Below are 16,234 nucleotides of genomic sequence, written 5' to 3'. Positions count from 1 at the left end.
GGCGCCCTCCCTCCTACTTCTTGGGTCCGGGGACGGTGGTCAGCAGGGGTTTGGGCGAGGTCTTGCCGGGTGGTGCGCCGATCGCGGTGACCGTGAACACGAGGGCGAGGGCCGCGGCCAGCCCGATGGCGGCGGCGATGACGGCACGCATGCTCGGCCTCCCGGTGAGCGCAGATCTGACAGGTCGTCAGGGTTGGGGCACCGTAGCAATGGAGACGCGAGATGAGAACACGCGGGACCGACCGGCAATGGGGGGGGGGTGGGTGAAGGAGCGGGGCTGGGGTGCGTGCATCGCACGGCGGAGGGTCGTCCTCGTACTGGACGTACTTGGAGGAGCTCACACGCACACCCTGAAGCAGCCCCTGTGCCGGGTGGTGGCACAGGGGCTGCTTGAGGGCGCGGTACGGCTCCGGGGCTGCCGTCAGGCGGCGGGCGCCTCGACGTCGAGCTCGATGACGACGGTGGCGCCGCCCTCGGTGGTCAGGCGGAGCCTGTACGTGCCCGTGGTGTCGTCGGCGTAGATCTTCGGGAGCGTCAGCGTGCCGTCGGCGCCGGTCTTCAGGTCCGTCAGGGTGCGGACGGTGTTGCCGTCCGCGTCCTTGAAGTACGGGCCCTTGTCGTTCTCCACCGGCGCGTCCCCGTCGGTGATCATCGTCGCGGTGACGGCGACACCGGACGCGACCGCACCCCGGTACGTGGCCTTGACCGCGACGGTGTCGGCGAACTCGGCTCCGGGGGCGGCGGTCAGTGCCTTGTCGTCGGTCCTGGCGATCGCGTCGGCCTGCCGGGCCGTCACGGTCGCGGTGTACGGGACAGCCGGCAGCGAACGTCCGGTGGCGATGGCCCGGACCGTGAACCGGCCCGTCTTCTCGCCCGCTTGCAGCACCGGAGCCGTCACCGTGCCGTCGGCACCGGTGGCCAGGGTGACCGCGCTCTTCCCGCCCTCGAAGCGGGTGTCGGTGTCACCGGCGATGGTGAAGGTGACGGACACCTTGGCGAGCGGGCCGCCCAATTTGTTCTTCGCCCGCACCTTGATCCGTTCGGCGAACGCGTCGCCCGCGGTGGCGGTCAGCTTGCCGGTGCCCGCGTTCTCCACGGCGCCGAGAGTCTGTGCCGGTGTCGGCTTGGGAGTCGGCTTGGGAGTCGGCTCGGGGCTCGTCGAACCGCCGCCCGGTTTCGAAGGCTTCGGGTCCGGCTTCGGGTCCGGCTTCGGCTTCGGACTCGCCGGCGGGGTCGGCGACGGCGAGGTGCCGGGGTTCCTGCTCGGATCCTTACCACCGTCGAGGGGCGGCGGGACGGCGCCGCTGCCGTCGGGGACCTCGTGCGTGCCGCGCTTGTAGTAGTCGAACCAGGAACGGACCGTACGGAGGTATTCGTTCGAGTGGTTGTAGCTGAGGACCGCCCGGTCGAGATCGGCCGCCACCGTCAGGTCGCGCGAGCCGGCGCAGAGATAGTGCCCGGCGGCGAGCGCCGCGTCGTAGATGTTGTTGGGGTCCTTGCGGCCGTCGCCGTTGCCGTCCTGACCCCACGTCGCCCACGTCGACGGGATGAACTGCATCGGGCCGACCGCACGGTCGTGCGTCGAATCGCCGTCGTACGCCCCGTTGTCGGTGTCCTTGATCATGGCGAAGCCCTGACCGTTGAGGACCGGGCCGAGAATCGGGGAGAACGTGGTGCCGTTCGCGTCGACCCGGCCGCCGCGGGCCTGGCCGGACTCGACCTTCCCGATCGCGGCGAGGAGCTGCCACGGCAGCCGGCAGGCCGCGTCGGTGTCCGCGAGGGACCGCTCGGCCTTCTTGTACGCGGCCAGAACCGAAGCCGGTATGCCCGATTGCGCGCTGCCGGTGATCGGCAGATTCGTCGACGTTCCGGGTTTGTTGGGGCTGACCAGCGGAGGCAGGTCGGTGTAGTACGGCGAATTGCCGGTGGCCGGGGAGTCGTCGGACGGTGTGGAACCGGCGGCCGGCTGGTCACCACCGGCGCCGCCGCCGTCCGATGCGAGTACTGCGCCGGGGCCCTGCGAGGCGGCGAGCGCCGCCACAGCAACTGCGGCCACCGCAGTGGTGGTCGCCCCTCGGCGCAGTCGGCGGCCGAATTGCGCTGCCATACGTCTGGTCCCTCCCCGTCGACGGCTGCCCGCGCTCCCCAGCGCGAGGACTCAGGCGACCCTACGGCAACTTGTGCCGCTCGAACACAGGGACCTGACCGCTTCTCACCGGTATTTCACGTTGCAGACCGCAAGTTGTACAAGGGGCGTCGACTGTGCATCGGACGAGCACCGGATCCTCGTCCGGCGCACACTCGCGCATACTTGCCGCCATGCCGTTCACCCTGAGCCATGCCGCCGCCGTCCTCCCGGTGATCCGCCGGAACGGCACCGGGCGCGGGCCGCTCCTCGCCTCGGCGCTGGTCGCCGGTTCGTTCGCCCCCGACATGACGTACTACGCGGACACGGCGATCCCCGGTGCGATGGAGTTCGGGGAGGTCACCCATGCCGTGTGGGGTGTGTTCACGGTGGACGTGCTCATCACGGCGGCGCTCGTGGCGCTCTGGCTGCTGCTGCGCGAACCATTGGTGGCACTGCTCCCGCAGCCCTGGCAGGGGCGCGTGCACACCTTCGTACGGGGAGAGCGGCAGGGCCCCCGGGACACATGGGAAGGTGCCTGGTTCGTCCTGTCTGCGGTCCTCGGGGCGGGCAGCCATGTGGTGTGGGACGCGTTCACCCATCACGACCGGTGGGGCACCCGGCTGATACCGGTACTCAGTGAGAGCGCCGGCGGATTCCCGGTGTTCCAACTGGTGCAGTACGGCAGTTCGGCCCTGGCGCTGACCGTCCTCGGCTGGTTCACCGTGTCGGGGCTGCGGCGGACCGGGACCCGGCCCGCCCCGCGGTCCGTACCCGTTCTCGACCACCGGGACCGGTGGTACGCGGGCACCCTGCTGAGCCTCTGCGTGCTGCTCGGCATCGTCCACCGGTGCGCCCGCTGGTACGCGTACTTCGGGCACATCGACACACCACTGGACATCATCCCCACCGCCTGCTTCGGCGCCGGAGCAGGGCTCGCCGTCGGACTGGTGCTGTACGCGGCGTGGATACGGCTCCGGGAACGGAAGCAGAACCGGCCGCCGACCGGGACCGGGGAGCCCGGCCGCCGGACGGGCCTGGTGTCGAGCCCGCCCGGCGACTGAGCCCCGTACGACCGCCGGGGCCGCTCCGCTCACGTCAGTGCGCGGCGGACTCCCAGTCCGCACCCACGCCGACCGACACATCCAGCGGGGCACGCAGCTGCACCGCCGTCGACATCTCGTGGCGCAGGATCTCCTCCACCTGCTTCCGCTCGCCCTTGGCGATCTCCAGCACGATTTCGTCATGGACCTGGAGCAGCATCCGGGACTTCAGCCGCGCCTTCGTCAGCGCCCGGTCGACCTGGAGCATGGCGACCTTGACGATGTCCGCCGCCGTGCCCTGGATCGGTGCGTTCAACGCCATCCGCTCGGCCATCTCACGGCGCTGCCGGTTGTCGCTGTTCAGGTCCGGGAGGTAACGGCGGCGCCCGAACACCGTCTCCGTGTAACCGGTGGACCGCGCCTCCTCCACCACCCGGTGCAGATAGTCACGGACCCCGCCGAACCGCTCGAAGTACGTGTCCATCAGACCGCGCGCCTCGCCCGCCTCGATGTTCAGCTGCTGCGACAGACCGAACGCGGACAGCCCGTACGCGAGCCCGTAACTCATCGCCTTGATCTTGCGGCGCATCTCCGCGTCCACCGCGGACTTGTCGACACCGAAGACCTGCGAAGCGACCGTCGTGTGCAGGTCCTCACCGGACGTGAACGCCTCGATCAGCCCCGCGTCCTCCGACAGGTGGGCCATCACGCGCAGTTCGATCTGGCTGTAGTCGGCCGTCATCAGCGTCTCGAACCCGTCGCCGACGACGAAACCGCGGCGGATCGCCCGGCCCTCGTCCGTCCGGACCGGAATGTTCTGCAGATTGGGGTCGGTCGACGACAGCCGGCCGGTCGCCGCGACCGTCTGGTTGAACGTGGTGTGGATACGGCCGTCCGCCGCGATCGTCTTGACCAAACCCTCGACCGTGACCCGCAGCTTCGCCTGCTCGCGATGGCGCAGCATGATGATCGGCAGCTCGTGCTCCGTCTGCACCGCCAGCCACGCCAGCGCATCCGCGTCCGTCGTGTAACCCGTCTTCGTCTTCTTCGTCTTCGGCAGCCCCAGCTCACCGAAGAGAACCTCCTGGAGCTGCTTGGGCGACCCGAGGTTGAACTCCCGGCCCACCGCGGCGTGCGCCTCCTTCACCGCCTGCTGCACCGCGCCGGCGAACTGCTGCTCCATGCCTTCCAGATGCTCCCGGTCCGCTGCGATGCCGTACCGCTCCAGGCGGGCCAGCAGCGCGGACGTCGGCAGCTCCATGTCGTGCAGCAGCTCGGCGGCGCCGACCTCCTGCAGCCGCACGGTGAACGCCTCGCCCAGATCCAGGACCGCACGGGCCTGCGCCATCAGCGCCTCGGCCTCCGCCTGATCGTCCGCACCGAACGCCAGCTGCCCGTCGGACGCCGCCGCGGGGGCCAGCTCCCGGCCCAGATACTCCACCGACAGGGCGTCCAGCGCGAAGGAACGGCGGCCGGGCTTGACCAGATACGCGGCCAGCGCCGTGTCCATCGCGACGCCGTCGACCTGCCAGCCGTGCTCGGGGAAGACCCGCATCGCACTCTTCGCGTTGTGCATGACCTTCGGCTGCCCGGCGTCCGCGATCCACGCGGCGAACGCCCGCTCGTCCGCCTCGTCGAGCCGCGCCGGGTCGAACCACGCCGCCGCCCCGCCGCCGGCGGCCAGTGCGACCTCCGTCACACTGCCGGTGCCCAGCGCCCAGGTGTCGACCGTGGCGACACCGAGGGGCTGCCCGCCGTGCTCGGCCAGCCACGGCGCGAGCTCGCCCGCACCCAGCACCGCACCGTCCAGCTCGATACCCGCGGCCGGCGCCGGGGCCTCGGCCTCCGCGGCCCCCGGGTCCACGGCGAGCAGCCGCTCGCGCAGGCTCGGGTTACGGATCTCCAGAACATCGAGCACACCCGTGACCGCCGAGCGGTCGTACGGCGCACGCTCCAGGTCCTGCGGAGCCTTCGGCAGCTCCACGTCGCGGACCATCTCGGTCAGCCGGCGGTTCAGCTTCACCGACTCCAGATGGTCCCGGAAATTCTGCCCGGCCTTCCCCTTGACCTCGTCGGCGCGCGCGACGAGGTCGTCGAACGAACCGAACTGGTTGATCCACTTCGCCGCCGTCTTCTCCCCGACGCCCGGAATTCCCGGCAGATTGTCCGACGGGTCCCCACGCAGCGCCGCGAAGTCCGGGTACTGCTGCGGCGTCAGCCCGTACTTCTCCTCGACCTTCTCCGGAGTGAACCGCGTCAGCTCCGAGACACCCTTCGTCGGGTACAGCACCGTGACGTTTTCCGTGATCAGCTGGAACGAATCCCGGTCGCCGGTGACGATCAGCACCTCGAAGCCGGCCGCCTCGGCCTGCGTCGCCAGCGTGGCGATCACATCGTCCGCCTCGAAACCGTCGACAGCGAAACGATCGGCACGCATCGCGTCCAGCAGCTCGCCGATCAGCTCGACCTGCCCCTTGAACTCGTCCGGCGTCTTCGAACGGGTCGCCTTGTACTCCGGGAACTCCTGCGACCGCCACGTCTTGCGCGAGACATCGAAGGCCACCGCGAAATGCGTGGGCGCCTCGTCGCGCAGCGTGTTCGCCAGCATCGACGCGAAGCCGTACACCGCGTTCGTCGGCTGCCCCGCTCCCGTCGTGAAATTCTCCGCAGGCAGCGCAAAGAACGCCCGGTACGCCAGGGAGTGCCCGTCCATCAGGAGCAGGCGCGGTCGGTTGTCTGCCGTCTTCTTCGATGCCGTCTCAGCCACGTCCCCGATCCTGCCACGGACCACCGACAATCCGGACCGCAGACCACTCGCCCGGCACACGCCCGGCGCCGCGTGACACGATCGACGGCAGGAACAACCACAGGAACGCATGCAGCGGCGCCGCGCAGGTTCGCCGCCGGCTCAAAGGGGAGCAGACATGGCCACCAAGCCGCCCACCGGTGACCCGGTCCAGGACGCACCACACGTCGAACCGGCCCAGCACGCCGCCGCCGGACTGCCCGCCGTCGCCCACAGCCTGCGCATCGCCCAACAACAGATGGGCGTCCGCCGCGCCGCCCGGACCCTCCTCAAGGTCAACCAGAAGGACGGCTTCGACTGCCCCGGCTGCGCCTGGCCCGAGGGCGACAAACGGCACACCGCCGAATTCTGCGAGAACGGCGCCAAGGCCGTCGCCGAAGAAGCCACCCTGCGCCGCGTCACCCCCGACTTCTTCGCCGCCCACCCCGTGGCCGACCTGGCCACCCGCAGCGGCTACTGGCTCGGCCAGCAGGGCCGCATCACCCAGCCGATGTACCTGCCCGAAGGCGCCGACCGTTACGAGGCAGTGACCTGGGAGCACGCCTTCGAGATCATCGCCGGGGAACTGCGCGCCCTCGACTCCCCCGACGAAGCGCTCTTCTACACCTCGGGCCGCACCAGCAACGAAGCCGCGTTCCTGCTGCAGCTGTTCGCCCGCGAATTCGGCACCAACAACCTGCCGGACTGCTCCAACATGTGCCACGAGTCCTCCGGCTCCGCCCTCACGGAGACCATCGGCATCGGCAAGGGCAGCGTCTCCCTCGAGGACCTCCACCAGGCCGATCTGATCATCGTCGCCGGACAGAACCCCGGCACCAACCATCCCCGGATGCTCTCCGCCCTGGAGAAGGCCAAATCCGCAGGCGCCAGGATCATCTCGGTGAACCCGCTGCCCGAAGCCGGCCTGGAACGGTTCAAGAACCCGCAGACACCCCAGGGAATGATCAAGGGCACCGCCCTCAACGACCTCTTCCTGCAGATCCGCATCGGCGGCGACCAGGCCCTCTTCCGGCTCCTCAACAAGATGATCCTGGAGACCGAAGGTGCCGTCGACGACGCCTTCGTACGCGAACACACCCATGGATACGAGGAATTCGCCGCCGCCGCCCGCGCCGCCGACTGGGACGAGACCCTCACCGCCACCGGGCTCGACCGCGCCACCATCGAGCAGGCCCTCAGCATGATCCTCGCCTCGAAGCGCACCATCGTCTGCTGGGCCATGGGCCTCACCCAGCACAAACACTCCGTCCCCACCATCCGCGAAGTCGTCAACTTCCTCCTGCTCCGCGGCAACATCGGACGGCCCGGCGCCGGCGTCTGCCCCGTCCGCGGCCACTCCAACGTCCAGGGCGACCGCACCATGGGGATCTTCGAACGACCCGCCCCCGAATTCCTCGACGCCCTCGACAAGGAATTCGGCATCACCTCACCACGCCACCACGGCTACGACGTCGTCCGCTCCATCCAGGCCCTCCGCGACGGCGACGCCAAGATCTTCTTCGCCATGGGCGGCAACTTCGTCGCGGCCACCCCCGACACCACCGTGACCGAGGCCGCCATGCGCCGCGCCCGCCTCACCGTCCACGTATCGACCAAGCTCAACCGCTCGCACGCCGTCACCGGCACCCGAGCCCTGATCCTGCCCACCCTCGGTCGCACCGACAAGGACGTCCAGGCGAGCGGCAAGCAGTTCGTCACCGTCGAGGACTCCATGAGCATGGTCCACGCCTCCCGCGGCAACCTCGCCCCCGCAAGCCCCCACCTGCTCTCCGAACCCGCCATCGTCGCCCGCCTCGCCCGCGCCGTCCTCGGCCCCGGATCCACCACCCCCTGGGAAGAGTTCGAGAAGGACTACGCGACGATCCGCGACCGCATCTCCCGCGTCGTCCCCGGCTTCGAGAACTTCAACGCCCGCGTCGCCCACCCCGGCGGATTCACCCTCCCGCACGCCCCGCGCGACTCCCGCCGCTTCCCCACCGCCACCGGCAGGGCCAACTTCACCGCGGCACCCGTCGAATACCCCGAACTCCCCGAAGGCAGACTGCTGTTGCAGACCCTGCGCTCCCACGACCAGTACAACACCACGATCTACGGCCTCGACGACCGCTACCGCGGCATCAAGGGCGGCCGCCGCATCGTCATGGTCAACCCCGACGACGCCCGCGCCCTCGGCCTCACCGACGGCGCCTACACCGACCTCGTCAGCGAATGGAAGGACGGCGTCGAGCGCCGCGCCGCCGGCTTCCGCATCGTCCTCTACCCCACCGCCCGGGGCTGCGCCGCCGCCTACTACCCCGAGACCAATGTGCTGGTCCCCCTCGACTCCACCGCCGACACCAGCAACACCCCCGCGAGCAAGTCCGTCGTCGTCCGCTTCGAGAACATCAAGGGGTAGAACGTCCGCGAGCGGGACGTCCGGGAGCAGAACGTCCCGAGAGAATCCGCACACCCAACCCACTAAGCGTTCGCTCAGTCGTCTGATAAGAACGATGCACACAGCGAGAGAACGACGAACCACCGCAGACGATCGGAGCCGGACCCCATGGGCGAGCACACCGCACCCAAGTTCCCCCAGGAGATCATCGACGAGTACGCCGCCCTCGGCGTCGACCTGCCCGCACTCTTCTCCGCCGGACACCTCGGCGAACGCATGGGCATCCGAATCGTCGAAGCATCCGCGGACCGCGTCGTCGGCACCATGCCCGTCGAAGGCAACACCCAGCCCTACGGACTCCTGCACGGCGGCGCCTCCGCCGTCCTCGCCGAAACCCTCGGCTCCGTCGGCACCATGCTCCACGGCGGCGCCACCAAGCTCGCCGTCGGCGTCGACCTGAACTGCACCCATCACCGAGGGGTACGGAGCGGACTCGTCACCGGCACCGCCACCCCCGTACACCGTGGCCGCTCCACCGCCACCTACGAGATCGTCATCACCGACGAACAGGACAAGAGGGTCTGCACCGCCCGCCTCACCTGTCTGCTCCGCGACGCCCCCGAGGCCGCGGCCGCCTGACGCACCGACACCGGAACACACCTCTGCCCGACCGGACCGCAAATCCGGCCGGGCAGAGTCATATCCACCCACAACTACCCGTCTGCACAAGACCGTTGAACAACATCCACACCCAACACCCTTGACCGCGCAACCCCTTGTGTGGCCCACTCGGCAGCCACACACAGCCCACCGACACCACAGGGCGTGGACCACACACCCCCCGATGTAACACTGCGTAACAAGCGCGCAATACCGAAGCGCCACCGGGCCGCACACAGCACCCGGCCCCGCAGACACCGGGCACCTCGTCGCGCCCTCATGCCCCCGATCGCGCGACAGCACCAAGATCGCTTCAAGCCCCTTAGCAGAGCTGCGCGTTCTCAGAATGCGGTCACTTCACCGTCCAGCAAAAAGCCGTACATGTCGCCACAGCCACCTCAAGCCTTCCTCAACGGCATAACAAGACAGTCACATCCTCCGCCGACCCATCCCCGACTCCGCCACCTGCGCCTAGAGTCACGGCCAGTCACCGCGCCGCCGGGCGCGTCTGCAGCACGGCCCTGTACCAACCCAGTACGGCCCGGCGAACGACACGGCACCTCAAGCAGAGGAGGCCGCGCCAGGGAAAGGACTTTTCGTGCGACACCGTTCTTTGCTCATCCTCACCACAGTGCTCACCACCGGAGCACTGACGCTCACCGCCTGCGGGTCGCGCGACGACAGCAAGAACAGCAGCGGCGGCGGCGACAACCAGACCGTCGTCATCGGCGTCGACGCGCCCCTGACCGGCGACCTCTCCGCCCTCGGCCTCGGCATCAAGAACTCCGCCGACCTCGCCGCCAAGACGGCCAACAAGGACAAGACCGTCCCCGGCATCACCTTCGAGGTCCAGCCGCTCGACGACCAGGCGCAGCCCTCCGTCGGCCAGCAGAACGCCACCAAGTTCATCGACAACAAGAAGGTCGTCGGCGTCGTCGGCCCCCTGAACTCCGGCGTCTCCCAGTCGATGCAGAAGCCGCTCAACGACGCCGGCCTCACCCAGATCTCCCCCGCCAACACGGGCACCGAGCTGACCCAGGGCGACAACTGGAAGACCGGCGACAAGAAGCGCCCCTACAAGACCTACTTCCGCACCGCCACCACGGACCAGATCCAGGGCGCCTTCGCGGCGAAGTACCTCTTCAACAACGCGAAGATCAAGCAGGTCTACCTGATCGACGACCAGAAGCCCTACGGCGCCGGTCTCGCCGCCTCCTTCAAGGCGACGTTCACCGAGCTCGGCGGCAAGATCGCCGGTTCCGACCACGTCAACCCCGACGACCGCGACTTCAACGCCGTCGTCACCAAGGTCAAGAAGTCCGGCGCCAAGGCCGTCTACTACGGCGGTGAGTACCCCGCCGGCGCACCCCTGAGCCAGCAGCTCAAGGACAGCGTCCAGATCCCCCTCATGGGCGGCGACGGCATGTACAGCGCCGACTTCATCAAGCTCAACAAGAAGGCCCAGGGCGACATCGCCACCTCCGTCGGCAAGCCCGTCGAGGAACTCGACTCCGCCAAGAAGTTCATCGAGGACTACAAGGCGGCCGGCTACAAGGACGCCTACGAGGCCTACGGCGGCGGCACCTACGACGCCACCTGGGCCATCATCGAGGCCGTCAAGGCCGTCGTCGCCGCCAACGACGGCAAGCTCCCCGACGACGCCCGCGCCAAGGTCCTCGAGGCCGTCGGCAAGGTCAGCTTCGACGGCGTCACCGGCCCCGTCTCCTTCGACGAGTTCGGCGACACCACCAACACCATGATGACCGCCTACCAGGTCGACGGTGGCAAGTGGGTCTCCAAGCTCAGCGAGGCCTACAAGAAGGACTGACCAAGCCCTCCCGGTCAGAACAGAAAACCAGACCGCGCGGGAGCGCTACCAGCGCTCCCGCGCGGTGCCATATCCGAACCACTCCACGGAGGCCCTGCGGTGAACGAACTGCCGCAACAGCTGGCCAATGGACTCATCCTCGGCGCGATGTACGGTCTCATCGCGATCGGCTACACGATGGTCTACGGAATCATCCAGCTCATCAACTTCGCCCACGGCGAGATCTTCATGATCGGAGGCTTCGGAGCTCTCACCGTGTACCTCTGGATGCCGGCCGGCTCCAACCTCCTCGCAATCGTCCCCCTCATGATCATCGGCGGCGTCATATGCTCCGTCGCCATCAGCGTCGCAGCCGAACGCTTCGCCTACCGGCCCCTGCGCACCGCACCCAGACTCGCCCCGCTGATCACCGCGATCGGACTCTCCCTCGCACTCCAGCAGGCCATCTGGAAGTGGTACCCCAACGCCACGAAGGACCACCCCTTCCCCCAGTTCAAGGGCGACGCCTTCGACTTCCTCGGCGCCAACATCCAGCGCGGTGACCTCTTCGTCCTCATCGCCGCACCCGTCTGCATGATCGCCCTCGGCCTCTTCGTCTCCAAGACCCGCTCCGGCCGCGGCATGCAGGCAACCTCGCAGGACCCGGACACCGCCAAGCTCATGGGCATCAACACCGACCGCATCATCGTCATGGCCTTCGCCATCGGCGCCGCGTTCGCAGCCGTCGCAGCCGTCGCCTACGGGCTCAAGAACGGCCAGATCGGCTTCCGCATGGGCTTCATCATGGGCCTCAAGGCGTTCACCGCAGCCGTACTCGGCGGCATCGGCAACATCTACGGCGCCATGCTCGGCGGAGTCGTACTCGGCGTCGCCGAATCCCTCGCCACCGGCTACATGAGCGACGTCCCCGGCATGGACCTCTTCGGCGGCGGCGCCTGGAAGGACGTGTGGGCCTTCGTCCTCCTCATCATCGTCCTGCTGCTCAGGCCCCAGGGCCTGCTCGGCGAACGCGTCGCGGATCGGGCGTGATACGGATGACCACCCACACCACACCCGCCCGGGACACGCTCATCCCGCTGCCCGCCCCCGTCGCCCGCGCCCTCACCGCCGCAGGCGCCGCCATCGCCCTCGCCGGTACCTTCCTCGCCTGGACCTGGACCTCCGAATTCCCCGGCGACCTCACCGTCACCGGCTACCCCGGCGGCCTCCAGATCCTCACCCTCACCAGCGCCGTCCTCACCCTCCTCTTCGTACTCAGCGGATACGGCATCCGAGGACTCGGCTGGCTCACCCCCGGCGGCACCAACAGCCCCGTCCGGCTCCTCGCCCTCGGCACCCTCGGCACCACCGGCTACACCATGGGAGCCATCGCCTACGAGCTCGGCGGCGTCGTCAACCTCGAACCCGGCGCATGGGTCAGCGGCATCGGCGCACTCATCTCCACCATCGCCGCACTCGCACTCCCCAGCGACGAACCACTCCCCCAGCACGACCCCCGGCCCGGCACCTGGCAGCGCTTCCGCAACAGCCTCACCGCACCCGCGGCACCCCGCGCCAAAACACTCCCCGCCTGGGCCGAAATCCTCATCATCGCCGCAGCCTTCGGCGCCATGCTGTACGTCTTCACCTACGGCATCGACATCCCCACCGAGGACTCCGAACAGTTCATCGGCTTCCTCATCACCGCAGCCTTCGCGTTCACCGCAATCACCCGCGCCGGACTCATCTCCCGCATCACCGCGCTGACCACGAAGCACCGCAACGTCGCCCTCACCGCAGCCCTGGTCGCAGCACTCTGCTTCCCCTTCACCCAGGACACCGCGGAATACGCCCTCATCGGCGTCAACATCCTCATCTTCGCGACCGTCGCCCTCGGCCTCAACGTCGTCGTCGGCCTCGCCGGCCTCCTCGACCTCGGCTACGTCGCCTTCCTCGGCGTCGGCGCCTACACCGCGGCCCTCGTCTCCGGCGCACCACTCTCCGCCATCGGCGTCCACTTCCCCTTCTGGGCCGCCGTCCTCACCGGAGCCGCAGTCTCACTCGTCTTCGGCGTCCTCATCGGCGCCCCGACCCTCCGACTGCGCGGCGACTACCTCGCCATCGTCACGCTCGGCTTCGGAGAGATCTTCCGCGTCACCGTCAACAACCTCAACGGCAACAGCGGACCCGACCTCACCAACGGCTCCCAAGGCATCCCCAGCATCCCGGACCTCAACCTCTTCGGGATCGACTTCGGACTCAGCCGCGACATCGGCCCCTTCACCCTCAGCAGGCCCGCCAACTACTACCTGCTGATGCTCGTCGTCACCGCTGTCGTCGTCCTCGTCTTCCGACGCTCCGGAGACTCCCGCATCGGCCGCGCCTGGGTCGCCATCCGCGAAGACGAAACCGCCGCCACCGCCATGGGCATCAACGCCTTCCGGCTCAAGCTGCTCGCCTTCGCCCTCGGCGCCACCCTCGCCGGCCTCGCCGGCACCGTCCAGGCACACGTCAACTACACCGTGACGCCCGAGCAGTACCAATTCGCCGGCTCCGTACCCCCCAACTCCGCCTTCCTCCTCGCCGCCGTCATCCTCGGCGGCATGGGAACACTCAGCGGACCCTTCGTCGGCGCAGCCCTGCTCTACCTCATCCCGGCCAAACTCCAGTTCATGCAGGACTACCAGCTGTTCCTCTTCGGCATCGCGCTCATCCTCCTGATGCGCTTCCGCCCCGAAGGCCTCGTCGCCGACCGCAGGAAACAGCTCGAATTCCACGAGAACGACCCGATCGACGTACCGGAACCACGGCAGTCCGAGGAAACCGGCGCCGGCATCGCCAAGGCGGGGGCGTGACCACCATGACCACCACCACGAAAACCGCCACCACCGTCCTCGACGCAAGCGGCGTGACCATGCGCTTCGGCGGCCTCACCGCCGTACGCAACGTCGACCTCACCGTCAACGCAGGCGAAATCGTCGGCCTCATCGGACCCAACGGCGCAGGCAAAACCACCTTCTTCAACTGCCTCACCGGGCTCTACGTCCCCACCGAAGGCAAAGTCAGCTACAAAGGCACCGTCCTGCCGCCCAAGCCCCACCTCGTCACCCAGGCAGGCATCGCCCGCACCTTCCAGAACATCCGGCTCTTCGCCAACATGACCGTCCTGGAAAACGTCCTCGTCGGACGCCACACCCGCACCAAAGAAGGCCTCTGGTCCGCCCTCCTGCGCCTCCCCGGCTTCACCAAGGCCGAGAACGCCAGCCGGGAACGCGCCATGGAACTCCTGGAATTCATCGGCCTCCACACCAAGGCCGACCACCTCGCGCGCAACCTCCCCTACGGAGACCAGCGCAAGCTGGAAATCGCCCGCGCCCTCGCCAGCGACCCCGGACTCCTCCTCCTCGACGAGCCCACCGCCGGCATGAACCCCCAGGAAACCCGCGTCACCGAAGAACTCATCTTCGCCATCCGCGACCAAGGCATCGCCGTCCTCGTCATCGAGCACGACATGCGGTTCATCTTCAACCTCTGCGACCGCGTCGCCGTCCTCGTACAGGGCGAAAAGCTCGTCGAAGGCACCTCCGACGTCGTCCAGAGCGACGAACGCGTCGTCGCCGCCTACCTCGGCACCCCCTTCGAAGGCGCCCCCGGCGCCGAAGAAGTCGCCGAAGTCGAAGCAGCGGAAGCCGAAGCACACGCCGAAGCCCCCGCCGACGACACCAGCACCACCCGCACCGAAGAGGAGGACACCCAATGACCGCACTGCTCCAGGTCGAAGACCTCCGCGTCGCCTACGGCAAGATCGAAGCCGTCAAAGGCATCTCCTTCACCGTCGAAGCCGGCCAGGTCGTCACCCTCATCGGCACCAACGGCGCAGGCAAAACCACCACCCTGCGCACCCTCTCCGGCCTCCTCAAGCCCATCGGCGGCCAGATCCTCTTCGAGGGCAAACCACTCACCAACATCCCCGCCCACAAGATCGTCTCCCTGGGCCTCGCCCACTCCCCCGAGGGACGCCACATCTTCCCCCGGCTGACGATCACCGAGAACCTCCTCCTCGGCGCCTACCTCCGCAACGACAAAGCAGGCATCGAAAAGGACGTCCAGCGCGCCTACGACCTCTTCCCCATCCTCGGGGAACGACGGAAGCAGGCCGCAGGAACCCTCTCGGGCGGCGAGCAGCAAATGCTCGCCATGGGCCGCGCCCTCATGTCCCAGCCCAAACTGCTCATGCTCGACGAGCCCTCCATGGGCCTCTCCCCGATCATGATGCAGAAGATCATGCAGACCATCGTCGAGCTGAAGGCCCAGGGCACCACCATCCTGCTCGTCGAGCAGAACGCCCAGGCCGCGCTCTCACTCGCCGACCAGGGCCACGTCATGGAGGTCGGCAAGATAGTCCTCTCCGGCACCGGCCAGAACCTCCTCCACGACGAATCCGTCCGCAAGGCGTACCTCGGCGAGGACTGACCCGCACCCCTCCACACGCATGAGGCCCGCACCCCGATCGATCCGGGGTGCGGGCCTCAGCCGTACGTACCTACGCGGCTACTCGCCGTCCTTCGCTGCTTTCTTCTTCTCCTCGGCATCCTCGATCAACGCCTCGGCGAGCTGCTGCATCGACAGCCGACGATCCATCGACGTCTTCTGGATCCACCGGAACGCCGCCGGCTCCGACAGCCCGTAATCCGTCTGCAGAATGCTCTTCGCCCGGTCCACCAGCTTCCGCGTCTCCAGCCGCTGCGCGAGGTCCGCGACCTCGCTCTCCAGCGCCTTCAGCTCCGCGAACCGGGACACGGCCATCTCGATGGCCGGCACCACGTCGCTCTTGCTGAACGGCTTCACGAGGTACGCCATCGCCCCGGCGTCCCGGGCCCGCTCGACCAGGTCGCGCTGCGAGAAAGCGGTGAGCATCAGGACGGGCGCGATGGACTCCTCGGAGATGCGCTCGGCAGCGGAGATGCCGTCGAGGATCGGCATCTTCACATCGAGGATGACGAGGTCGGGCCGGTGCTCCCGGGCGAGCTCGACCGCCTTCTCGCCGTCACCGGCCTCGCCGACGACCGCGTAGCCCTCTTCCTCGAGCATCTCTTTGAGGTCGAGGCGGATGAGGGCCTCGTCCTCGGCGATGACGACGCGGGTCGTCAGCGGCGGGACGTGCGACTTGTCGTCGTCGGCGACGGGCTGGGGCGACTCGGGCGTGGTCACGGGGCTCCTCGTTGCGGGCCGGGCAGATGCTGCTGCTCCTGCAGCCTACCTAGCTGCGAGGACCTGCGGTGACCCGGTAGACTCGCCCGAGGTTGGCCAGCCGGGTTGGCGGAATGGCAGACGCTGATGTCTCAAACACATCTGTCCGAAAGGACGTGCGGGTTCGACTCCCGCACCCGGCACATCCCAAAGCGGATGTTCACGTTCT

The 16,234-nt window shown here is 68.4% G+C and carries 12 protein-coding genes and 1 tRNA gene; 9 read left to right on the top strand and 4 right to left on the bottom strand.

What is annotated here, in order from left to right; genetic code table 11:
* Nucleotides 1-13 precede the first annotated feature (13 nt).
* On the bottom strand, nt 14-151 hold the full coding sequence (locus tag ACFU8W_RS09430) for an SPW_0924 family protein (RefSeq protein ID WP_384033981.1): 138 nt from the start codon (nt 149-151) through the stop codon (nt 14-16).
* Nucleotides 152-421: 270 nt separating this feature from the next.
* A complete protein-coding gene (locus ACFU8W_RS09425; RefSeq protein WP_384033978.1) occupies nt 422-2,107 on the bottom strand; it encodes a lytic transglycosylase domain-containing protein in 1,686 nt (561 codons plus the stop codon).
* 212 nt (nt 2,108-2,319) lie between these two features.
* Here ACFU8W_RS09425 and ACFU8W_RS09420 point away from each other — a divergent pair, with 212 nt between their 5' ends.
* Nucleotides 2,320-3,189, top strand: a complete 870-nt coding sequence (locus ACFU8W_RS09420) for a DUF4184 family protein (RefSeq protein WP_384033975.1) — start codon at nt 2,320-2,322, stop codon at nt 3,187-3,189.
* A 34-nt stretch (nt 3,190-3,223) separates the two neighbouring features.
* Here ACFU8W_RS09420 and polA read toward each other — a convergent pair whose 3' ends face one another.
* Complete coding sequence (gene polA / locus ACFU8W_RS09415) at nt 3,224-5,935, bottom strand: DNA polymerase I (protein WP_345514685.1); 2,712 nt, start codon at nt 5,933-5,935, stop codon at nt 3,224-3,226.
* A gap of 157 nt (nt 5,936-6,092) precedes the next feature.
* Here polA and ACFU8W_RS09410 point away from each other — a divergent pair, with 157 nt between their 5' ends.
* The 7 genes from ACFU8W_RS09410 to ACFU8W_RS09380 all read left to right on the top strand — a co-directional run bounded on the left by ACFU8W_RS09410 (nt 6,093) and on the right by ACFU8W_RS09380 (nt 15,288).
* Nucleotides 6,093-8,369, top strand: a complete 2,277-nt coding sequence (locus ACFU8W_RS09410) for an FdhF/YdeP family oxidoreductase (protein WP_384033972.1) — start codon at nt 6,093-6,095, stop codon at nt 8,367-8,369.
* Between the two features lie 147 nt (nt 8,370-8,516).
* The gene (locus tag ACFU8W_RS09405; protein WP_345514683.1) at nt 8,517-8,987 is read left to right on the top strand and encodes a hotdog fold thioesterase; all 471 of its coding nucleotides are present in this window, start codon (nt 8,517-8,519) and stop codon (nt 8,985-8,987) included.
* A gap of 634 nt (nt 8,988-9,621) precedes the next feature.
* Nucleotides 9,622-10,836, top strand: a complete 1,215-nt coding sequence (locus tag ACFU8W_RS09400) for a branched-chain amino acid ABC transporter substrate-binding protein (protein ID WP_384034310.1) — start codon at nt 9,622-9,624, stop codon at nt 10,834-10,836.
* 99 nt (nt 10,837-10,935) lie between these two features.
* Nucleotides 10,936-11,865 (top strand): branched-chain amino acid ABC transporter permease, encoded by a 930-nt coding sequence (locus ACFU8W_RS09395; RefSeq protein ID WP_345514682.1) that lies wholly within the window; start codon nt 10,936-10,938, stop codon nt 11,863-11,865.
* A 5-nt stretch (nt 11,866-11,870) separates the two neighbouring features.
* Nucleotides 11,871-13,670: a branched-chain amino acid ABC transporter permease gene (locus tag ACFU8W_RS09390; RefSeq protein WP_384033967.1), complete on the top strand. Its 1,800-nt coding sequence runs from the start codon at nt 11,871-11,873 to the stop codon at nt 13,668-13,670.
* A 5-nt stretch (nt 13,671-13,675) separates the two neighbouring features.
* The gene (locus tag ACFU8W_RS09385) at nt 13,676-14,575 is read left to right on the top strand and encodes an ABC transporter ATP-binding protein (protein WP_384034307.1); all 900 of its coding nucleotides are present in this window, start codon (nt 13,676-13,678) and stop codon (nt 14,573-14,575) included.
* Entirely contained in the window at nt 14,572-15,288 is a 717-nt protein-coding gene (locus tag ACFU8W_RS09380; RefSeq protein WP_345514680.1) for an ABC transporter ATP-binding protein, read from the top strand. Before ACFU8W_RS09385 ends, ACFU8W_RS09380 begins: the two co-directional genes overlap by 4 nt.
* A gap of 78 nt (nt 15,289-15,366) precedes the next feature.
* Here the strand turns inward: ACFU8W_RS09380 and ACFU8W_RS09375 are convergent, their stop codons facing one another.
* Nucleotides 15,367-16,026, bottom strand: coding sequence for a response regulator (locus ACFU8W_RS09375; protein WP_345514679.1), 660 nt, complete (start codon nt 16,024-16,026; stop codon nt 15,367-15,369).
* A gap of 99 nt (nt 16,027-16,125) precedes the next feature.
* On the opposite strand from ACFU8W_RS09375, the gene ACFU8W_RS09370 reads away from it, so the two are divergent.
* Nucleotides 16,126-16,208: transfer RNA gene (locus ACFU8W_RS09370), tRNA-Leu, on the top strand.
* Nucleotides 16,209-16,234: the final 26 nt, after the last annotated feature.

This window comes from Streptomyces sp. NPDC057565, from assembly GCF_042801455.1.
Taxonomy (GTDB): Bacteria; Actinomycetota; Actinomycetes; order Streptomycetales; family Streptomycetaceae; genus Streptomyces; species Streptomyces yanii.
Note: the sequence above shows the minus strand (reverse complement) of the source record. Positions and strands in the feature narration are given on the sequence as shown.